The 20,101-nt window shown below is 76.0% G+C and carries 14 protein-coding genes; 5 read left to right on the top strand and 9 right to left on the bottom strand.

Going from position 1 to position 20,101, the window contains the following annotated elements; translation table 11 throughout:
- The first annotated feature begins 111 nt into the window (after positions 1–111).
- Both ACA361_RS34320 and ACA361_RS34315 read left to right on the top strand, forming a co-directional pair.
- A complete protein-coding gene (locus tag ACA361_RS34320; protein WP_375019048.1) occupies positions 112–1,908 on the top strand; it encodes a thiamine pyrophosphate-requiring protein in 1,797 nt (598 codons plus the stop codon).
- Positions 1,905–3,026: an enolase C-terminal domain-like protein gene (locus ACA361_RS34315; RefSeq protein WP_375019046.1), complete on the top strand. Its 1,122-nt coding sequence runs from the start codon at positions 1,905–1,907 to the stop codon at positions 3,024–3,026. The genes ACA361_RS34320 and ACA361_RS34315 overlap by 4 nt, the downstream gene beginning before the upstream one ends.
- An 11-nt stretch (positions 3,027–3,037) precedes the next feature.
- Here the strand turns inward: ACA361_RS34315 and ACA361_RS34310 are convergent, their stop codons facing one another.
- Genes ACA361_RS34310 through ACA361_RS34300 form a run of 3 tightly spaced genes read right to left on the bottom strand, consistent with a single transcriptional unit; the run spans position 3,038 to position 8,923 of the window.
- Positions 3,038–5,704, bottom strand: a complete 2,667-nt coding sequence (locus tag ACA361_RS34310) for a SpoIIE family protein phosphatase (protein ID WP_375019044.1) — start codon at positions 5,702–5,704, stop codon at positions 3,038–3,040.
- A complete protein-coding gene (locus ACA361_RS34305; protein ID WP_375019043.1) occupies positions 5,701–6,033 on the bottom strand; it encodes a hypothetical protein in 333 nt (110 codons plus the stop codon). The genes ACA361_RS34310 and ACA361_RS34305 overlap by 4 nt, the downstream gene beginning before the upstream one ends.
- Positions 6,034–6,073: 40 nt before the next feature.
- Positions 6,074–8,923 carry a hypothetical protein gene (locus ACA361_RS34300; RefSeq protein WP_375019041.1) on the bottom strand — a complete coding sequence of 950 codons (2,850 nt, stop codon included), beginning with the start codon at positions 8,921–8,923 and terminating at the stop codon, positions 6,074–6,076.
- A 220-nt stretch (positions 8,924–9,143) separates the two neighbouring features.
- Here ACA361_RS34300 and ACA361_RS34295 point away from each other — a divergent pair, with 220 nt between their 5' ends.
- Complete coding sequence (locus ACA361_RS34295; RefSeq protein ID WP_375019039.1) at positions 9,144–10,508, top strand: TrkH family potassium uptake protein; 1,365 nt, start codon at positions 9,144–9,146, stop codon at positions 10,506–10,508.
- Positions 10,501–11,163: a potassium channel family protein gene (locus ACA361_RS34290; protein ID WP_375019037.1), complete on the top strand. Its 663-nt coding sequence runs from the start codon at positions 10,501–10,503 to the stop codon at positions 11,161–11,163. The genes ACA361_RS34295 and ACA361_RS34290 overlap by 8 nt, the downstream gene beginning before the upstream one ends.
- 13 nt (positions 11,164–11,176) lie before the next feature.
- Here the strand turns inward: ACA361_RS34290 and ACA361_RS34285 are convergent, their stop codons facing one another.
- From ACA361_RS34285 to ACA361_RS34265, 5 genes are all read right to left on the bottom strand, one after another.
- Positions 11,177–13,702, bottom strand: a complete 2,526-nt coding sequence (locus ACA361_RS34285) for a phosphodiester glycosidase family protein (RefSeq protein ID WP_375019036.1) — start codon at positions 13,700–13,702, stop codon at positions 11,177–11,179.
- A gap of 88 nt (positions 13,703–13,790) precedes the next feature.
- Positions 13,791–16,454, bottom strand: coding sequence for a DUF4132 domain-containing protein (locus ACA361_RS34280; protein ID WP_375019034.1), 2,664 nt, complete (start codon positions 16,452–16,454; stop codon positions 13,791–13,793).
- A gap of 37 nt (positions 16,455–16,491) precedes the next feature.
- The gene (locus ACA361_RS34275) at positions 16,492–16,902 is read right to left on the bottom strand and encodes a nuclear transport factor 2 family protein (protein WP_375019033.1); all 411 of its coding nucleotides are present in this window, start codon (positions 16,900–16,902) and stop codon (positions 16,492–16,494) included.
- Positions 16,899–17,414, bottom strand: coding sequence for a nuclear transport factor 2 family protein (locus ACA361_RS34270; RefSeq protein ID WP_375019032.1), 516 nt, complete (start codon positions 17,412–17,414; stop codon positions 16,899–16,901). The genes ACA361_RS34275 and ACA361_RS34270 overlap by 4 nt, the downstream gene beginning before the upstream one ends.
- Positions 17,411–18,298 (bottom strand): TIGR03619 family F420-dependent LLM class oxidoreductase, encoded by an 888-nt coding sequence (locus ACA361_RS34265; RefSeq protein WP_375019030.1) that lies wholly within the window; start codon positions 18,296–18,298, stop codon positions 17,411–17,413. The genes ACA361_RS34270 and ACA361_RS34265 overlap by 4 nt, the downstream gene beginning before the upstream one ends.
- A gap of 213 nt (positions 18,299–18,511) precedes the next feature.
- On the opposite strand from ACA361_RS34265, the gene ACA361_RS34260 reads away from it, so the two are divergent.
- Positions 18,512–19,408: an IclR family transcriptional regulator gene (locus ACA361_RS34260; RefSeq protein WP_375019028.1), complete on the top strand. Its 897-nt coding sequence runs from the start codon at positions 18,512–18,514 to the stop codon at positions 19,406–19,408.
- Between the two features lie 14 nt (positions 19,409–19,422).
- Here ACA361_RS34260 and ACA361_RS34255 read toward each other — a convergent pair whose 3' ends face one another.
- Positions 19,423–20,031 carry a flavin reductase family protein gene (locus tag ACA361_RS34255; RefSeq protein ID WP_375019027.1) on the bottom strand — a complete coding sequence of 203 codons (609 nt, stop codon included), beginning with the start codon at positions 20,029–20,031 and terminating at the stop codon, positions 19,423–19,425.
- Between the last annotated feature and the right edge of the window lie 70 nt (positions 20,032–20,101).

Below are 20,101 nucleotides of genomic sequence, written 5' to 3'. Positions count from 1 at the left end.
CATCCCCCTTTGCTGCCCGTTTTCCGGCCGGGGACGGTAGGGGCCCGAAACGGCGGGTAGGCGAGGTCACGCGGAGTACACGGCCGCCCGGACGTGGAAGGGAGACGAGAGATGGCAGCGACCAAGGTCGCCGACTACCTGCTGCATCGCCTGCGTGAGTGGGGGGTGGAGCAGGTCTTCGGCTACCCGGGCGACGGGATCAACGGGATCCTGGCGGCCTGGAGCCGGGCGGGCGATCAGCCGCGCTTCGTGCAGGCCCGGCACGAGGAGATGGCGGCGTTCGAGGCCGTCGGGTACGCCAAGTTCACCGGCCGGCTGGGGGTGTGCGCCGCGACGTCCGGGCCCGGCGCGATCCACCTGCTGAACGGCCTGTACGACGCCAAGCTCGACCACGTCCCGGTGGTCGCGATCGTGGGCCAGACCAACCGCACCGCGATGGGCGGCTCGTACCAGCAGGAGGTCGACCTGCTGTCGCTGTACAAGGACGTGGCCAGCGACTTCGTCCAGGTCGTGAACGTGCCCGAGCAGCTGCCGAACGTGCTGGACCGGGCGATCCGGGTGGCGATCGCCGAGGGCGCGCCGACCGCGCTGATCATCCCGGCGGACGTGCAGGAGCTCGACTACTCGCCGCCGCAGCACGCGTTCAAGATGGTGCCGTCCAGCCTGGGGATCGACTGGCCCGAGGTGAGAGCGGACGACCGGGCCATCCGCCGCGCGGCCGACGTGCTGAACGCCGGGGAGAAGGTCGCGATCCTGGCCGGGCAGGGCGCCCGCGGCGCGGCCGCGGAGCTGATCGAGGTCGCCGACCTGCTGGGCGCGGGCGTGGCCAAGGCGCTGCTGGGCAAGGACGTGCTGTCGGACGAGCACCCGTTCGTGACGGGCTCGATCGGGCTGCTGGGGACGCGGCCGAGTTACGAGATGATGATGGGCTGCGACACGCTGCTCATGGTCGGCTCCAGCTTCCCGTACACGCAGTTCATGCCGGAGCTGGACCAGGCGCGCGGCGTGCAGATCGACAACAACGCGCGGCAGATCGGGATGCGGTACCCGTTCGAGGTGAACCTGGTCGGCGACGCGGCCGCGACGCTGCGGGCGCTGATCCCGCTGCTGGAGCGCAAGACCGACCGGAGCTGGCGGGACTCGCTGGAGTCCAAGGTCGAGCGGTGGTGGGAGACCGTCCGCATGGAGGCGCGGGTCGAGGCCGACCCGATCAATCCGATGCTGCTGTTCCACGAGCTGTCCGAGCGGCTGCCGAACGACGCGATCGTCACCGCGGACTCGGGGTCGGCGGCCAACTGGTACGCCCGGAACCTCCGCTTCCGCGGCGACATGCGGGGCTCGCTGTCGGGGACGCTGGCCACCATGGGCTGCGGCGTCCCGTACGCGATCGGCGCCAAGATCGGCAACCCGGACCGGCCGGTGATCGCGATGGTCGGGGACGGCGCGATGCAGATGAACGGGCTGGCCGAGCTGCTCACGATCAAGCACTACTGGGAGGACTGGCTCGATCCGCGGCTGGTCGTGGCCGTCCTGCACAACAACGACCTCAACCAGGTGACCTGGGAGATGCGCGCGATGTCGGGGTCGCCGAAGTTCCCGCAGTCGCAGACGCTGCCCGAGCTGGACTACGCGGCGTTCGCGGCGTCCCTGGGCCTCCAGGCGATCTCGGTGAACAAGCCCGAGGAGATCGGGCCCGCGTGGGACCGGGCGTTCGCGGCGGACCGGCCGACGGTGCTGGACGTGCGCTGCGACCCGGACATGCCGCCGATCCCGCCGCACGCGACGTTCGAGCAGGCCAAGGCCACCGCCGAGGCGCTGATCGGCGGCGACGAGGACCGCTGGGGCGTCATCAAGAAGGGCGTCAGGACGAAGATGCAGGAGTTCCTGCCGCACCGCGACCAGTCGTGACCGGTGCCGCCGCCGGCGGCGCGGATCCGGCCGTCGACGCGGTGGAGGCGGCGGCGTACACCGTTCCCACCGACGTGCCGGAGGCGGACGGGACGCTCGCCTGGGACTCCACCACGCTGGTGCTGGTGGAGGCCAGCGCGGCGGGCGTGACCGGGCTCGGCTGGACGTACGGGCCGCCCGCCTGCGCCGCGCTCGTCCGCGGCGAGCTGGCGGGCGTGGTCCGCGGCCGGGCCGCGCTGGACGTCGGAGGCGCGTGGGAGGCGATGGTCCGCGCGGTCCGCGACGACGGCCGCCCCGGCGCGGTCGGGTACGCGATCTCCGCCGTGGACGTGGCGCTGTGGGACCTGAAGGCGCGGCTGCTCGGGCTCCCGCTGCACCGGCTGCTGGGCGCGGTGCGCGAGCGGGTGCCGGTGTACGGCAGCGGCGGCTTCACCACCTACGACGAGGAGCGGACCGCCACGCAGCTGGGGGAGTGGACCTGCCGGCTCCGGATCCCCCGGGTGAAGATCAAGATCGGCGAGTCGCGGGGCACCGAGACCGGCCGCGACCTGGAGCGGATGCGGCTGGCCAGGGAGGTCGTCGGGCCCGCGGTCGAGCTGTACGTGGACGCGAACGGCGGGTACTCCCGCAAGCAGGCGGTCCGCGTCATGCGCGAGGCCGCCGATCTGGACGTGCGGTGGCTGGAGGAGCCCGTCCCCTCCGACGACCTCGCCGGGCTCCGCGAGGTCCGCGGCGCGGTGCTCCCGGACGTCGCGGCCGGCGAGTACGGGTACGACCTCGCCTACTTCCAGCGGATGTGCCGGGCGGGCGCGGTCGACTGCCTCCAGGCCGACATCTCCCGCTGCGGCGGCATCACCGAATGGTTCCGGGCGGCCGCGGTCGCCGCCGCGCACGGGCTGGAGATCTCCGGCCACTGCGCCCCGCACCTGCACGCGCACGCGGCCGCCGCGACGCCGGGGTTCCGTCACCTGGAGTGGTTCCACGACCATGTGCGGATCGAGTCGATGCTGTTCGACGGCGTGCTCGACCCGGCTGGCGGCGCGGTCGTCCCGGACCCGGACGCGCCCGGCCTCGGCCTCGCGTTCAAGCGCGCCGACGCCGAGCCGTACCGCGTGTAGGGCGGGCGCGGTCAGCCCGGCGGCGCGGGGCGGACGGCGATCAGCGCGATGTCGTCGGTGCCGTCGGAGCCGAGCCTGATCAGCAGCTCGTCGCAGAAGACGTCCAGAGGTGCGCGGGCGAGGGCGGCGGCGTGCTCGCGCAGCCTCTCCAGCGCGCGGTCGAGCGATTCGGCGCGGCGCTCGACGAGGCCGTCGGTGTACATCAGCACGGTCGAACGGGCGGGCAGCGGCGTGCGGGCGGTCCGGCGCGGCAGGTCGAGGCCCGTGCCGAGCAGGAGGCCGCCGCCGGTGTCGAGGTAGCGGGTGCGGCCGTCCGGCAGGACGAGCAGCGGCGGCGGATGCCCGGCCGCGCAGTGGGCCAGCTCCCAGGGGCCGCCGCCGGAGCCCTTGAGGACGGCGTAGACGCAGGTGGCGGTGGTCTCCTCGGACAGCGTCCGGTTCGCCGTGTCGAGGTGCCGGACGACCTCGTCCGGCGGCTCGGGGCGCACGGTGGCGATCCCGCGCAGCATGCTGCTCAGCCGGCTCATGACGGCGGTCGCGGCGATGTCGTGGCCGGCGACGTCGCCGATGGCCAGGGCGACGTCCCCGCCGGGCAGGACGAACGCGTCGTACCAGTCGCCGCCCACCTGGGCGGTGATGGCGGACGGGGCGTAGCGCGCGGCGATCTCCACGTCCCCGGCCTCGGGCAGGACGGGCAGCAGGGCGTGCTGCAGGCGCTCGGCGATGCTGCTGGCCCGCTCGTACAGGGCGGCGTTCTCGATCCGGAGCGCGATCCCCCAGGCCAGGTCCTGGAGGTAGGCCAGGTCGCTCTCCTCGTACGGCGGCGTGGCGTCGCGGCGGCTCACGGTGAGGGCGCCGAGGACGTCGCGGTGGGCCCGGAGCGGCGCGATGACGGCGCTCCTCGCGCCGAGCCGCGCGAACGCCTCCGCGTAGCGGGCGTCGAGCGGGCTCTCGCCGTCCTCCGGCGCCGGCACGCCGGAGAGCAGCAGCGGGCCCGCGCCCCGCAGGGCCCTGGCCAGCGGGCCCCGCGCGGTCTCCGACAGCTCCGCGAGCGGGCCCTCGCGGACGTCGCGGGACGGCACGCGGCCCTCCCGCGCGGCGACGACCGCCCGGCTCACCCGGCCGTGCTCGCCGAGCAGGTCCACCGCGCACCAGTCCGCCAGCCGCCGGGTCAGGATCCGGCCGACGCTCCGGAGCCCATGGGTGAGGTCCTGGGCGCCGCTCAGCGCGCGCTCCACGTCGGTCAGCAGGGAGAGCCGGTCCAGCGCGGAGAGGTACGAGCCCGGCCCGTACCGGGGCGTCGCCGGCTCGACGGGCGGCGGCAGCGGCGCGTCCGGGGGCCGGCGCGCCTCCTCCAGGCCGGTCCCGGCGGGCTCGTCGCCAGGGGCGGCCGGGGGCTCGGGTACGGCGGTGCGCGGAACGAGCCGGGCGACGAAGATGGTGCGCCCGTCGTCCATCTCCTGGCTCTGGATGAGCAGCCGGACCGGGATCTGCCGGCCGTCGCTGTGCAGCGCGGGCAGGGGCACCGGCCGGCCCAGGATGCGGGGCCGGCCGGTGAGCAGCAGCGAGGTGAACGCGGCCATGTGGCGCTCGCGCAGGTGTTCGGGGATCAGCACGGTGAGCCGCCGGCCGACGAGGTCGCCGGCGTCCCAGCCGAGCAGGTCCGCCGCCGCCTCGTTCACCGCGATGATCAGGTTCCGGTCGTCGATGGCGACGGCCGGAAGCCGGCTGGCCCGCACCTGGTCGGTGCTCCAGGGCGTCAGCTCCAGCGGGGTGGTGGCCGGTTCGCGGGGCAGCAGCGTCCACGCGGTGGGGCGGGCGCCGCCGAGCTGGCCGATGATCTCCTCCAGCAGCCAGTGCAGGAGCGCGGGGCTCTGCGGGAGCGCGGGCCGGGTCAGGAACTGCTCGCTCCTGGCCGCCTCCTCGGCCAGCCCCAGGACGCGGCGCAGGGTGCGGACCGCGGGCGCGGCGCCCGCCGGCAGCGCCAGGGTCAGGGTGCGGACGTCGGCGTCGGACGGCTGATCCTTCGCCGCGGCCGCCAGGCGGGCACTGATCAGGTTGTTCGTGTCGTGCGCGGTGTGGAGGTCGTCCGGCCGCCCTCCGAGCGGCTCCCCGGCGGCCGACGCGAGCAGGGCCTCCCGCATCAGGGCGTGCCGGTGCTGCTGGGAGGCCAGGCACAGCGCCCACGGCACGTCGACCAGCTTCACATCGCGGTGGTCGCCGCGGGGGGCGAGGACGGGTCCCCAGCCGGGCGGCGCGGCGGACGGCGGCGCGGGCCGCGGCTCGCCCAGCTCGAACCACACCGTCTTGGCCCGCGCGCCGATCTCGACCCCGTGCCGGGACGCCAGCCGCTCGATCATGTAGAGGCCGCGGCCCGTGTCGGCGTACGGGTGGCGGCGCCGCGGCGCCAGCGCGCAGCCCGGGGCGCGGTCGGCGACCGCCGCGCGGACATCGTCCCCGGAGGCCCGGACCGACACCTCGGTCTCGGTCCTGGCATGCAGCACCGCGTTGGTCATCAGCTCGCTGACCAGCAGCGCGGCCGTCTCCACCGGGTCCGGCCCGGCGTGCCCCGCCAGGGCGTCCCGCACGAACCGCCGGGCCGCCCCCACGCTCTCCGGCCGCGGCGGGAACAGCCGCCGCGCCTCCCGCACCCCCTCAGCCCCCTCGCTCCCGCTCATGCGTCCAGCAGCACCTCGGCCATGTGGACGGGGCGCGCGGACGTGCCCGTCTCGATCCGCGTACGGCAGGAGAACCCGCCGGCGAGGATCCGGGTGCCCTCGTCGGCGCCCCGCACGGCCGGCCGCAGGCCCAGCTCGGCCGCCCCGGCCGAGATGTCGTAGTGGCCGCGCTCGAACCCGAAGTCGCCCGCGAGGCCGCAGCGGCCCACGTCCAGGACCCCGGCCCGCACGCCCGCCTTCTCCAGGATCCCGCGGTCGGTGCCGTACCCGAAGCGCACCTCGCCGTCGACGCGGGCCCGCAGGTCCCGCCGGAGGTCACGAAGTCCCATGTCCGCCGCCTACCCGGCAGGCGCGCGTCCAAGCCGCAGGTCAGAGCGCCGTGCGGTGGGCGCGGGCCCACAGGGCGTTCCAGCCGCCGGCCGGCAGCCAGCCCGCCGGGACGCGCAGCCCGTCCGCGTGGACCCGCTCCCAGAACGCGCCGGTGTCGGCGCCCAGCTCGCGCGCGTCCGGGAACGCGCGCTGCCAGGGGCCGTCCTCGTCGCTCAGCGCGGTCGCCGGGAACCCCGGCACCGTGACCTTGCCGGGCGGTGCGACCGGGACCTGCCCGTCCGCCGCCGGGCCGCAGGTGACGGTCACGACCAGCGCGCACAGCAGCGGCTCCGCCGTCCGCCGGGACACGGCCGCCGCGATCGCCGGGTCGCCGCCGGCCACCAGCCGCCCGATCGCCGCGCGCAGGCGCAGCGCCACCAGGTTCATCGAGTACGCGGGCGCGACCGCCCGCGTCCGGACGAGCCGGCGCAGCGACCCCGGCAGCGGCGCGGCGCCCAGGAGGAGCGGCAGGTTCTCGAAACGGTCGCGCAGCGCGGGGTCGAGGGCGTCCACCGCCGTGCGCAGCGGGCGGACCGAGGTCAGCGTCCACAGGTCGACGAGGTCGAGGCCGCCGTCGCCGAGCGCGTTGCGGACGGCGTTGGCCAGCGCCGCCGGGCCCAGCCGCCGCAGCCGGGTGAGGGCCGCCTCGGGCCCGGCGTCCGAGCCCGACAGCACGGCCAGCGCGCCGCCGGCCGCGTCCGTGACCTCGGCCGCCCACGCCTTCTCCGCCAGCCCGCCGAGCACCGGGCCCGCGTCCTGGAGCAGCCGGGGCCGCGGGCGCCGCCGTACGGGACGTCCCGGCGGCGGCTCATCGGCCGCCTCCTCGGCGGGCGGCTCCGGCTCCTCGACCGTCGGGGGGATGGTGGCGACCCAGGCGCGCAGCCGCTCCTCCAGGCGCTCGTCGACGGCGGCGTTGAACCGCGCCGCCAGCTCGGTGATCTGCCAGCCGCGGGCGGTGGGACGGGCCGGTGCCAGCTCCAGGTTCACGAAGATCCGGCCGTCCTCGCCGGACAGCGCGGCAAGCCCGATCCGGCCCTTCTCGGCGTTGTCCAGGTAGTACGGCCCGGCGATGCAGTTGCCCATGTAGCCGGCCCACTCGGCGACCGTGCGTGCGCCGCGCGCCAGCCGGAACGTCCCGCCGGTGCCCGGTACGGCGGTGCCGTCCACGGCGGCCAGCGCGGCCGGCACGGGGAACCCGCCGCCGAGCGCCGCGGTGATCTCGGCCCCGGCCCGCAGGCTCGCCACGAAGTCCGGCCAGGTCCGGGCGCCGCGCGCGGGCGCGCCGCCCAGCGCCACCAGCTGCGCCGCGCCCGCCACCGCGCCGGCGACCGAGTCGAGCGGCGGCTCCAGCGGGTCCCGTTCCGCCGGCGGGTCGGGGTCCAGCCACGGCGCCGGCCGCTGCGGGTCGATCCCGGCGGCCTCGTGCCCGTGCAGGCGGGCGAGGGCGTCGACGAGGTCCGCGCACCACAGCAGGTCGCCGGTCACCTCGGACGCGTGCTCCCTCGCCCCGGCGGGCGGCCGCTCGCCGAGCACGTGCTCCGCCCAGGCCGCGAGGCGGTCCCAGTCCTCACCTCCGCGGCCGGGCGCCAGCCCGGACGCCGCGCGCCAGCCGTCCACGCTGTAGCCGCCCCAGGACCGCAGGACCGCCGCGGGCGCCCCCGACCTGCCGTCGAGCAGCGCCGCGATGTGCTCGGCGGTCAGCTCGGCGTAGTCGCGGGCGTGCGCGAGCCGCAGCTTGACATAGGCGGCGAACCCGGGCGTCCCGGGTCCCTTCTTCCATTTGCGGCACAGCTCGTGCACCGGCGTGACGGGACGGGCCGCGAGCCCGGTCAGGCCGGGGACCTTGCGGCCCGCGCGCCGCGCCCAGCCGCCCGGGACCTCGGCGTCGGCGGCGGCCAGCAGCGCGGCGCACCGGGCCATCCCCTCCGCCACGCCGTGGTCGGCGACCGCCACCGCGGTGTGCAGCAGCGCCGTGGCCGCGAACGCGTCCTCCAGGACGCGGTTGAGCACGCAGTACCAGTAGGAGTCGGGCGGCAGCCAGCGCGCGGCGGCGGCCAGCGTCGGCTCGGCGACGCCCAGGTGGAGGCGCAGCGCGTCCAGGGCCAGCTCGTCCTCGTGGTGCGAGCGGCGGGCGCGCAGGTCGTCCAGCCGGCGCCGCCTGCCCTGGGTCGCCAGCAGCCGCTCCCGCCGGACCCGGGACCGGTGGCGCTCGGCGGTCCGCTCCCACAGGTCCTCGATCAGCTCCGCCCGCCGCCGCCGGGGTACGGGTCCCAGCGCCCCGCGCAGGTTCGCGGCCAGGACCGAGGGCAGGCCGCCCGCGATCGGGTCGGCGCCCTCGGGGGCGGTCAGGGCGAGGATCCGTTCGAGCTGCTCGGGGCCCAGCACGTCGCTGGCCGCCGTCGCCAGGTGCAGCGCCGCCCACCGGCCCTCGGCGATCGCGGCCGCGGCGGCCGTGCCCACAGGCTTGGTGACCGCCGGCCCGAACAGCGCCACCAGGAAGCCCGCCCGCGCGCCCAGCCGGTCGGCCTCCGCCAGGCCCAGCACCTTCAGGGCCGCGAGCACGGCGTCCCGCTGGTCGCCGCGGGCGCCCTCCAGCCGCGCCGAGCGGAACCCGCCGCCCAGCGCCACGCCGGCCCCGGCCGCCACGACCCCGCCGGCCCGGACGAGCCGGTCCAGCTCGGCCACCGCCTCCGCCGCCTCCGCCTCGGAGGCCGCCGCCGGGCCCAGCGCCACGGCGGCGCCCGGCGCCGCGCCGCCCTCGTCCGCCAGCCGTACCGGACCCGCCGGCCGGGAGGCCCAGGCCGCCAGCCCGGGCGCCGCGACCACCCCTCCCGCCAGCCGAAGTCTCATGGCGCACATGATGACCGACCCCGCCGTTCCCCGCCAAAGGGATATGGCCCCGCCAAAAGGGATATGACACGTCCGCTTTCGCCGGGTGAGGACGGAATTGTTGGAGTGACCGCGTGGCGGCTGGGGTACGGTGTGCTGCCGTGGGGGCGGGAGACCTGGTCGGCTTCTCCGCCGATCGTGTTCCTGGGGGTGCCGCAGCCGCGTGGTGTACCGGCCGTCGATGGGATCCGTGCGGGCGCGGGTCTCCAGATCGTTCATGGGGCGCTTCCAGCACCCCGCCCAGGTCGTGGTCACCGGCTTCCTGCTGGCGATCCTCGCCGGCACCGCGCTGCTGTCGCTGCCGGCGTCCACCGACTCGGGCGAGCCGGCGCGGTTCCTGGACGCCCTGTTCACCGCCACCTCCGCCGTCTGCGTGACCGGGCTGGTGGCGGTCGACACCGGGACGCACTGGTCCACCTTCGGGCATGTGGTGATCGCCGCGCTGATGCAGGTCGGCGGGCTCGGGATCATGACGCTGGCCACCCTGTTCGCCGTCGTCGTGTCCCGCCGGGTCGGGCTGCGCGCCAAGCTGGCGGTGCAGGCCGAGACCAAGCAGCTGCGGCTGACCGACGTGCGGCGGCTGGTCCGCAACGTGGTGATCTTCAGCCTGGTCTGCGAGGCGATCGCGACCGTGGTGCTGGGCGTGCGGTTCATGACCGAGTACGGGCAGCCGGCCGGCCGCGCCTTCTACTGGGGCGCCTTCCACGCCGTGTCCGCGTTCAACAACGCCGGTTTCGCGCTGTGGCCCGACAGCCTCACCCGGTACGCCGGCGACCCCTGGATCTGCCTGACCGCCGCGATCGCGGTGATCGTGGGCGGGCTCGGCTTCCCGGTGGTCTTCGAGCTGGCCCGCGGCTGGCGGCGCCCGGCGGCCTGGTCCATCCTGACCCGCGTCACCCTCGGCATGACCGCCGTGCTGCTGGCGGTCGGAACGACCATCCTGACGCTCAGCGAGTGGAGCAACGCCCGCACGCTCGGCGCCCTGTCGTCCGGCGACCGGCTGATGGCCGGGTTCTTCGCCGCCGTGATGCCGCGCAGCGGCGGGTTCAACACCGTCGACACCGGGCAGATGCGCCCGGAGAGCCTGCTGGTCACCGACGTGCTGATGTTCATCGGCGGCGGCAGCGCCGGGACGGCCGGCGGCATCAAGGTCACCACGTTCGGGCTGCTGGCGTTCGTCATCTGGGCCGAGCTGCGCGGCGAGACCCGGGTGAACGTGGGGCACCGCCGGCTGCCGGAGGGCACCCAGCGGCAGGCCGTCGCGATCGCCCTGATGGCCGTCGGGTTCGTGGTCACGGCCACGTTCGCGCTGCTGGTCATGACCGAGCACAGCCTGGACCGGGTGCTGTTCGAGGTGATCTCGGCGTTCGCGACCGTGGGGCTGTCGACGGGGATCACCGCCGACCTGCCGACCGCCGGGCACGCGCTGCTCGTCGCGCTGATGTTCGTCGGCCGGATCGGGCCCCTCACACTGGGAACGGCGCTGGCGCTGCGCGAGCGCACCCGCCGGTACGAACTACCTGAGGAGCGACCCATCGTTGGCTGAGATCGGAAACGACCCGGTCGTGGTGATCGGGCTCGGCAGGTTCGGCACCTCGCTGGCCCTGGAGCTGGCCCGGCGCGGCACCGAGGTGCTGGCCATCGACAACCGGCCGAAGATCGTCCAGAGCCTGGCCGGCCGGCTGACCCACATCGTCACCGCCGACGCGACCGACGTGGACACGCTGCGCGAGCTGGGCGTGGCCGACTTCTACCGGGCCGTGATCGCGATCGGCGGCGACCTGGAGGCCAGCATCCTGACCACCTCGCTGCTGGTCGAGCTGGACATCGACGACATCTGGGCCAAGGCGGTCAGTCGCCAGCATGCCCGCATCCTCGAACGCGTCGGCGCCCACCACATCGTGCTGCCCGAGCAGGACATGGGCGAGCGCGTCGCCCACCTGGTCAGCGGCCGGATGCTCGACTACGTCGAGGTCGACGAGAACTTCGCCCTCGTGAAGACGCTGCCGCCCAAGGAGATCGTCGGCGTCCCGCTCGGCGAGACCCGGCTGCGCGGCAAGCACGGCGTCACCGTCGTCTCGGTCAAGCGCCCCGGCGAGGACTTCACCTACGCCTCCACCGAGACCGTCCTGGAGTACGGCGACGTCATCCTCATCGCGGGCCCGATCAACAAGGTCGAACGCTTCGCCGACCGCGCCTGACCGTGGCCACCGGTCACGCGGCGGGCAAGGGGGTGACGGCGAGGGCGGCCTTCCGGCGGACGCCGTTGACCGTGACGGTGACGGCGGCCGGGCCCGGCCGGAGCGCCCTGAGGCGGCCGGTCGCGGGGTCCAGGCGGAGGTTGCCGGTGGTGCTCCAGTCGGCGGTCATCGGGTAGGCGAGCGGCACGGCGCGGCCGCCCTGGGTGATCACGGCCGAGACGCGGGCGGTCGTTCCGGCGGGCATGGCGGCGGGGGCCGCGAGCGCCAGGGCGTCCACCCGCGGCCGGACCTCGGCGCGCAGCCAGCCGGGCGCGCGGGCGGGGGACGTGCCGAACAGCGTCCAGCCGGCGTCGGCGCCGCCGCCGGTGAACGCCCGGACGCCGTCCAGCCGGGACGCCCGGAACGCCGGTCCGCGGGCGTCCAGCATCGCCGCGCCCTTGCCGGTGGCCGTGCGGAACGCCGAGAGCCAGTGCCGCAGGAGCGCCGCCTCCCTCGCGTCGGCGGTGCCGTGGCCGGCGACGATCACCGAGTGGACGGACGGGTCGCGGCGGGCGCCGGCCAGGGCCCTCCGCACCATCCGGAACTGGCGGAACGCGCCGGCCCGGTAGGTGCCGGCGGAGGAGTCCAGCAGCACGAACCGGGTGCCGCCGCGGTCGAACGTCCGCCACGGCCGCCCGAACGCCGCGCGGAACGCCGCCGTGCCCTCGCGCTCGCCCGCGACCACGCGGTACGGGACGCCCAGCGCGTCCAGGGCCCTCTTCGCCGCCGCCGGGTCGGCGGCGAGGCCGCCGCCGAGGCCGTTGACGAGGAGGAGATCCGGCCGGGCCGCCGCGATCTCGCGGAGCGCGCGGGGCGACGGGCCCGACACCATCGCGAACCGCCGCCTGCCGGGCGCGAGGGCGCCGTCCTGGACGACCAGCGGATCGGCGACCGGCGGCACGGGCGCGGTCCCGGCCGGCAGGGCCGTCCGCTCGCCCGCGACGTCGACCGTCACGGCCGCGGAGGCCGCGGGGCCGCGGGGCGTCACGGTGATGGCCGTGGCACCCCGCTCGACGGTGACCTTCGAGGCGTCGTAGGACAGCCGCGCGTCGGACGGCGCGATCGGCGCCGTGTGGCCCTCGCGGTCGTACCCGACGATCCCGAACGTGTCCGGGCCCTGGCGGACGGCGGCGATCCGGTCGAGGCGGCCGAGCACGGTGAGCCGGTACCGGCCGCGCGCCGCGCCCCGGCGGGCCGTGATCTCGACGGGACCGGGGCCGGAGCGGCCGGTGGCGCGGTACGTGCCGTTCCGGCCGACACGGCCCCGGGAGGCCAGCCAGCGCGGCGTCCCCCGCGCCGGGCCGAGGGCCTCGTCGTGGCCGTGCGCCGCCAGCCGGCGGGTGAGGCCGGGGAAGACGCGGGCCGAGGCCGCCTCGATCGTGAAGCCCCTGAGGCGCCCGCTGCCCTCGGCGAACAGCCCGATGCCGTTCGGTACGCGCCGTTCCGCGCCGCCGGACGGCCGGTTCTCCAGCCGGGGGCGGGCGCGGCCGGGCGCGCGGGCCAGGAGGGTGGACGAGCCGCCGCCGTCGAGGTTGAGCGCGTCGTCCGCGCCGGCCTCCCGCATCAGCCGCGCCAGCTCGGCGAGCGTCGCGCCGCGGCTGGCGGCCTGCCGCCCGTCGACCGTCATCAGCAGCATGCGGCGCCCGCCCGCGGTGAAGCCCGCCGCGGTACGGGGATGCCGGGCCGGGTCGGGCAGCGCCGGGATCCGGCCGTCCTCGACGAGGATCTGGCGGCCCCCGACGGCGAGGAGCGGTGCGCGGCCGGACGAGCGCGGGCGGTGGCGCAGGCCGACCGGGTCCCCGGGCTTCAGGGAGCGGAGGGCGGCGCCGCCGTTCTCCACCAGGACGAAGCCGTCCGCCGGTACGGGACCGGAGCCCGGCCGCCGCCCGGACGTGACCGCGGCGACCCGGCCGTTCACCACGAGCACCTCGGTCGTGCCCGCCGCGCGCGGGCGGGCCCCCCACAGCGGGGTGTAGGCGCCGATCCCGTCGACCCGGTGCGCGTTGAGCCGGTCGAGCCGAACCCGGCGCCCTCCGGGCAGGAGCACCTCGCCGTCCAGGACGATCCGCGCGATCTGGCCGAGGCCGCCGGCGCCGATCCCGGCCGTCGCGGTCGACCGGCCCGGCGCCGCCGACTTGACCAGCCCGCCGCCCGCGACCGCGGGGCCCTCGGGCGCCCCGGTCCGGCCGATGTCGAAGAAGTCGCCGTTCACGGCCGCGATCGCCCCGGCCCGCCCGGCCTGCCGCGACAGCGGCTCGACCGCGGAGACCGTGCCCGGCGACAGGTACCCGGCGCGGACCCGCCCGGTGAGGTCCACGGTGAGCAGGTCGGCGCGCAGCCAGCCGCCGGGCGAGAGCCGCTCGAACGAGGTCAGCGTCGTGCCGGGCCCGACCCGGCGCGTCCTGCGGTCGGTCTCCAGCGGGCCCGCGCCCGAGTCCGCGGGCGCGGGGACGGCCGTGGCGGTGACCGCCAGCAGCGCGATCAGGGTGGGCGCGAGCACAGCCCCAGGTAACTGGAGCCGCGCCCGCCGTGGCCGCGCCCCGGGCAACGGGTCCGGAAAGATCGTCCCAAGGGGTGGCCGGCGGCGGTCAGCGGGCCGTCCCGGCCAGCTCGGTGAGCTGCGCGAGCACCTCCGACGCGGTCAGCGGGTCGAGCTCGCCGAACGTGCGCCCCGTCTCCGTCCGGTAGCGGTACCGGACGGGGCGCTCGCCGATCCACACGTGCTCCAGGACCTGCTCGGGAATCCCGTCGATCATCCCGATCGAGATGCCGGGATCGAGGTCGACGACGACGAACAGCCCGCCCGGCACCGGCCGCGAGGTCCAGCCCTGACTGCCGCCGTCGCCGGGCGCGCCGCGCTCCCAGCCGTGCCGTTCGAGCCGGACGACGGCGCCGCTCGGCACCGTGATGCCCTCGAACCGCTCCAGGCGCCCGGCCGCCCGCTCCTCCCCGGTGAGGACGTGCACCGTGCGCCCGAGCTGCGGGAACGGCTGCAGGATCTCGTAGTCGGCGAACACCTCCCCCCACGCGGCCAGCGTCGCGGCGTCCAACTGCACCGGATGGGCGATCCGTACCTCGGCGGCCGCGGGCAGGTCGTACGGCTCGTCGTGCACGTCGGCGTACGTGCGGTCCTCGGCGATCCGGAACGCGGTGGTCGTCCCGGCATGGTCGGCGAGCCACACCAGCCGCCGGGCGATGTGGACGATCAGCGGATGCCCGGCGAAGTACGTCCCGAACTCCGCCGCCGTCCACCGCCGCTGCCCGACCATGGCGGCCTCCAGGCGCGTGACCTGGCCGGCCGCGACCGTCCGGACGTCCTTCTTGAGGGCGGCGAACCTCGCGTACGCGGGCTCCGCCAGTCCGGCGTCGTCCCTGGCGCCCGGCTTCGGCAGCGACTTGCGGCGCTTGCCGGATCCGTCGGTGACGTACGGCTTGAGGGCCTCGTCGAACCCGACGTGGAAGCGCCGCGGCCCGTAGTCGAGCGTCAGGCCGCCCGACGCGTCCAGGCCGAAGGACGGCACGAGGCGGTCGCCGAGCCGCTCGGGCGTCAGGCCCAGGTCGGCGGCGATGCTCTCCACCTTCTCCTGCGCCCGGGCCCTCAGCCCTTTGAACCTCACCTTCGTGGCGATGCCGTGGAGGTGCATCAGGGCCACCTCGGTGCCGATGGCGGCCAGCACGTCCAGGCCCTTCTCGGCGAGCTTGTGGCCGCCCTCGCCCGGCCAGTCGCGGATCACCGGGGCCAGCCGCCGGACGGTTCCGTCGTCGCCGAGCACGCCCAGCTGCACCAGCGCCCAGCCGTCCTTGGGCGGCCCGCCGTTCAGCCGCCACCAGCGGAACACCGCCCAGGAGAAGCCGGCGAGCGATCCGGGATCGCAGACCTCCTTCACCACGTCCAGGCCCGGGTAGGTCCGGCCGTGCTCGCACATCGCCATCATCGTCAGGACGTGCCGGGCCGAGTCCACCGGCAGCGCGCGCTCGCGGTCGCGCAGCAGGACGCGCGGCAGCCTGGCCGCGTCCGCCCACGGGCCCGGCTTGGGGATCACCGCGGGCAGCCGGCTCGTGGGGCCCTCCGCGAGGAACGCCCCGGCCGCCGCGGCGGCGGCCCCGCCGGCGCGCTCCCACGGTGGCGTGACCAGAAGCTCAGGAAGGTCGGCGGGCGCGGCCTCCTTGACCTTCCCGGCCTCGTGGGCGGTGCCGGCGGCGACACCGGGATGCGCGCCCACGTGGGCGCGGAGCAGCTCGCCCGCGATCCCGGCCGCCTTCGAGGTGCCCGCGGCGGCGGCGCCCAGCAGCCGCAGCGCCCGTGCCGGGAACCGGTCCATCGCCTCGACCAGCAGGGGCGGCACGTGCCGGTGCTCGATCCGGTCGAGCAGCATCCCGAACGCCTTGTCCGACGGCAGCAGCGCGAGCGCCTCCAGCGGCACCTTCAGGTCCTCGGCCCTCTGGTGCGGCCGGTCGGCCGCGGCGTCCAGCAGCGGTGCCGCGGCCGGGCCGAGCCCCTCCATGACGGTGGCGAGCAGCCCCCGGTCGGCGTACAGCGCCCATCCGGGAGCGCGGCCGAGCGCTTCGAGGTGCCGCCCGGAGCCGAGCGCGCACAGCAGCATCCACCAGTAGCGCGACTCCTCGCCCCGCTGGGACGGGGGAGCCGCGCAGCACTCCTCGACCCAGTCGAACCGGTCCGGTACGAGGTAGGAGACCACCACCCGCTGGATCGGCGTCTCCCGGTGGGCGGCGAGGCCCTCCACCGCCTCCGCGTACTCGCGGTCGCCGGCCCGGGCGAGCAGGCCGCGGAGCAGCCGGCCGTCGCGGCGGCCCGTCCACCAGTGCGGCCGGCGGTCGCCCGCCTCCAGGTAGCGGACGTTCCTGAGCGTCGAGCGTCCCCCTGCCTGCGTGTGCACGGGGGCCATGACGCTCAGTTCCGCGAACGCGCGGGCGGCGAAGGCGAGCCCGTGCTCCGCCGCCCACGTCCTGACCGGCCCGCCCGCGCCCGCCGCCTGCTGGAAGGGCAGCGCGGCCATCACCACCGCCGCGCCGGCCGGGTCGGGCGCGCCGGCGAGGTACGCCCTGGCGCGCCGGGCGAGGTCGGGATCCTGGTCCGGATCGCCGAGCACCGGCTCGACCGCGTCGTCCCAGCCGGCCGGGCGCTCCGCGGCGGGGCCCGCGGAGATCTCCGGTACGGGGATGCCGCCGCGCCGGGGATGCAGCTGGGCGCGCCAGGACTCGGGCAGGACCAGCGCCGTCTCGTCGATCATGGCGGCACCCTAGTGGCCGGGTATGTCGGACAGGCCGCTAATCGGGACGCAGCACGCTCCGGTCGCCCAGCTCGAACGTGACGCGGAATCTCCGGTACGTGATCCGCCACCCGTCCCCGGTGCGCGCCCAGCGGTCCTCGTACTCGCCGAAGCACTCGTACGTCAGCCCCTCGGCGGGACCGGCCCCGGCGTGCATCACCCGCCCGTAGGTGAACGAGCGGGCGGTGTCGCCGTCGACGTGCACCCGGTGGTTGCCGAGGAGGTGCTGGGACGGCCCGCAGCCGCCCAGGTGCCGCCGGACCCGCGCGACGATCGCGTCCGGCCCGTTCGCGCCGTAGCCGCGGGCGTCCGGGGTGAACGCGGCGCCGAGGGCGGCCCAGTCGCGGGTGTCCAGGGCGGTGGCCACGCCGCACAGCGCGTGGACGATCGCCTCCCGGTCGCCGCTCACCGGGCCTCCTCCCGCCGGAAGCGGGTGGCGCCGGGGAAGTGGGAGGCGAGCAGGTCGGGGGATTCGGCGCGGCCGTCCAGCACCCGGTTGGTCCGGCCGACCGCGCGCCAGCCGGCCTCGGTGCGGCGCAGCGTCCAGTGGTTGGCGGTGGCGCGGCGGAGGGTGAAGCCGTCCGGAGTGTTGACGATCATGAGGGTGTAGGCGACGGCGGTGGCCTCGTCGCCGTCCAGCGTGATGTGCGGCGGGCCGGGGAAGTGGGCGCAGCCGCCCTCGATCCAGCCCTGGTGGTTGCGGGACCTGACCATCTTCGCGATCTGGTCCCGGCCCTCCATGTAGATCTCGTCGACGTCGTACACGCCGTCCGGCTCCCACAGCTCCGCGACCTGGTCGGCGCAGCCGCTGTCGACCAGCGGGCCGTACGAGAGGATCAGCTTGGTGATCGCCTGCTCGTCCTCGACGGCGCGCAGCCGCCGCTCCAGGCCGGCCAGCCGCCGCTCGACCGCGTCGCTCATCGCGCTTCCTCCCGCTTCTCGCCGAACGTGAGACCGTGCTCGTCCGCCAGCTCCCGGAGGGCGGCGAGCTGCTCGCAGTAGTGGGCGGCGGAGTCGGACCGCAGCCGCACGCCCGCGATGGTGGCGCCCGCGTCCCGCAGCCGGCCGAGCGCCCGGCCGGCCCGGCCCGCGTCGCCGATCGGGTCGAGCGGGCCGTCGGGCCCGAGGACGACGTCGAAGCCGTCCGGCAGGTCGGTCCCGGCGAGCATCTCCGCCATCGTGTCGAGCGGCAGCCCGAACGGCACCCAGCCGTCGGCGCGCGCGGCCCGGCGCAGGGAGCGCGCCGACCGGCCGCCGATCCAGATCGGCACCCGCTCCTGGACGGCGTGCGGCTCCACGACCAGGCCCTCGTAGTCGTAGTACGCGCCGTGGTGGCTCGGCATCCGCTGCGACAGGGACCCCTGGAGCGCGGCCAGGGCCTCGTCCGCCCGGGCGCCGCGGTCCTTGAACGGGGCGTCCAACAGCGCGAACTCCTCCTCCAGGCTGCCGACGCCGAGGCCGAGGACGAGCCGCCCGCCGCTGACGCGGTCGAGGGTGCCGTACCGCTTGGCGATGGCGAGCGGGTGGTGGTAGCCGAGGACGAGCACCTGGGTGGCGAGCCGGATCCGCTCGGTGCGGGCGGCGATGTAGCCGAACGTGGCGAGCGGGTCCCAGTAGACGCCGCCGCGCCGCTCGGCCGCCTCGGCGGGGACCGCCACATGCTCGCTGCAGGTGACGTGGTGGTAGCCGAGCCGGTCGGCGGTCTCGGCGATCAGGCCGATCTCCTCGATGCCGGCGGCGCGCTCCCACTCCGCGTTGCCCGGGGGCGGCTGGGCCACCACCGGGGTGACGATGCCGATGCGCATGCGTCGTCCCTCCCTGTCCGTGCACGCCGTGACAGCACGCCGCGTGCAAGAAAACATTCTAACGATCTTCAGCCGGACGGCCGGTGGCTCGTGGTGCGGCTGAGGATCCTGGCAAGACCAACTCCACCTGCTGGAACTCAACCTCTTCCATCAGGCGCCGCGGGTTGCTAGGTTCCGATTAACAAGAATTCATTTCAGTCAGTGGGAGCTGTGATGAGCGAGCAGACGATGGAACCGGCCGTCGGCCGTGACACCACCCCTCCGTCGATGGTCGAGCGAATCTCCCTGATCCTGGACGCCTTCAGCGGCCGGTCGGCCCGGCTGACCCTGGAGGACGTAGCCAGGCACACCGGTCTGCCCCGTTCCACCGCGCACCGGATCCTGGACCAGCTGGTCCGGCAGCGCTGGCTGGAGCACAACTCCTACGGCTACGGGCTGGGCCAGCGAGCGCTCGGTCTCGGTGGCCGGGACGGCGGCCACGGCAGGATCCGGGAGGCCGCCGCGCCGCTGCTGCACGAGCTGCAGATCACCACCGGGCTGGTGGCCCACCTGGCCGTGCTGGACGGCGCCGAGATCTACTACCTGGACAAGATGGGCGGCCGGTACGCCTCGGTCGTGCCGTCCCGGGTCGGCGGCCGCGCCCCGGCCCACTCCACCGCGCTGGGCAAGGCGATGCTGGCCTGGCTGGAGCCCGAGCAGGTCGAGGCCAGCCTCGGCGCCGGGCTCAGCCGGCTCACCAGCCGCACCATCGGCGAGTTCAGCACGCTGCACCAGGAGCTGCACCGCATCCGGCAGCGCCGCGGGCTGGCGTTCGAGCGCGGCGAGTCGTTCCCCGGCATCGCCTGCGTGGCCGCCGCGATCCGCGGCCACGAGGGGCCGGTGGCCGGCATCTCGCTGGTCGGCGACATCCGCACCCCGCTGGAGAACGTCGCGCCGCTGGTGGCGACCGCCGCGCGCGAGGCGTCCCAGGAACTGTTCCTCGGCCCCGCCACGGCCCGGCGCCCGCGCGCCCGGCGCGGCACCTGCGCCGCGCCGGCCACCGACTCCTCGTGGTCGCCGGAGACCCTCAACCGGCTGCTGGCGATGGACGGGCGCGGCGACTGGATGTGAGAGGTCGCGCGGCGTCAGCCCCACCGGTCGCCGCGCGACCACGGGTAGGGGGCGATCGGGCCGTCCGGCTCCTCGATCCCGAACCGGCTGCGGAAGAAGATCATCGGCCGCTCGCGGTTCTCGCCGTCCTGCCGGCCGGTCTCCGCGAGCGGCGTCTCGACCGCCAGCACCCGGCCGATCACCACGTCATGGTCGCCGGCGCGGTGCACGTTCTCGATCCCGGCGTGCACCCGCAGCAGCACCTCCGGCAGCGACGGGGTGCCCCAGGGCGACACCTCCCAGTCGAGGTCCTCGTACTTGCGGCCCTTGCTGGAGCCGAAACGCGAGCACAGGTCGCGCTGGTCCTCGCCGAGCACGTTCACGCAGAACCGGCCCGCCGCCCGGATCCGCGGCCACGAGCGGCCGCGGTGGTCGGCGCAGAACAGCACCAGCGGGGGCTCCAGCGACACCGACGTGAACGACTGGCACGCGAAGCCCACGGGCTCGCCGCCGTCCTCCATGCCGGTGACCACCGTGACGCCGGTGGCGAACTCCGCCATCGCCTTGCGGAACAGGTCCGGCGTGGGAGGCGGGCCCGGCGCCACGGCGCCGGGGTCTGCGGTGAGCGCGGGCTCGGCTGACATGTGTCACCTCGGTTGCTCTCTGCGGGCCGCGGTGTGCGAACGGGAGGCACGTGCGACGTTGCCACGACGG

This window comes from Actinomadura sp. 21ATH, assembly GCF_041951345.1.
Lineage (GTDB): Bacteria > Actinomycetota > Actinomycetes > Streptosporangiales > Streptosporangiaceae > Spirillospora.
The sequence above is the reverse complement of the archived record's forward strand: the minus strand, read 5'-3'. Positions and strand labels throughout refer to the sequence as shown.

What these genes read in the sequence shown, in the direction of transcription:
- ACA361_RS34270 (WP_375019032.1), bottom strand. Translation starts at nt 17,414, where the DNA reads ATGAGCGACGCGGTCGAGCGGCGGCTGGCCGGCCTGGAGCGGCGGCTG.
- ACA361_RS34280 (WP_375019034.1), bottom strand. Translation starts at nt 16,454, where the DNA reads ATGATCGACGAGACGGCGCTGGTCCTGCCCGAGTCCTGGCGCGCCCAG.
- ACA361_RS34300 (WP_375019041.1), bottom strand. Translation starts at nt 8,923, where the DNA reads ATGAGACTTCGGCTGGCGGGAGGGGTGGTCGCGGCGCCCGGGCTGGCG.
- ACA361_RS34265 (WP_375019030.1), bottom strand. Translation starts at nt 18,298, where the DNA reads ATGCGCATCGGCATCGTCACCCCGGTGGTGGCCCAGCCGCCCCCGGGC.
- ACA361_RS34310 (WP_375019044.1), bottom strand. Translation starts at nt 5,704, where the DNA reads ATGAGCGGGAGCGAGGGGGCTGAGGGGGTGCGGGAGGCGCGGCGGCTG.
- ACA361_RS34305 (WP_375019043.1), bottom strand. Translation starts at nt 6,033, where the DNA reads ATGGGACTTCGTGACCTCCGGCGGGACCTGCGGGCCCGCGTCGACGGC.
- ACA361_RS34295 (WP_375019039.1), top strand. Translation starts at nt 9,144, where the DNA reads ATGGGATCCGTGCGGGCGCGGGTCTCCAGATCGTTCATGGGGCGCTTC.
- ACA361_RS34260 (WP_375019028.1), top strand. Translation starts at nt 18,512, where the DNA reads ATGAGCGAGCAGACGATGGAACCGGCCGTCGGCCGTGACACCACCCCT.
- ACA361_RS34320 (WP_375019048.1), top strand. Translation starts at nt 112, where the DNA reads ATGGCAGCGACCAAGGTCGCCGACTACCTGCTGCATCGCCTGCGTGAG.
- ACA361_RS34255 (WP_375019027.1), bottom strand. Translation starts at nt 20,031, where the DNA reads ATGTCAGCCGAGCCCGCGCTCACCGCAGACCCCGGCGCCGTGGCGCCG.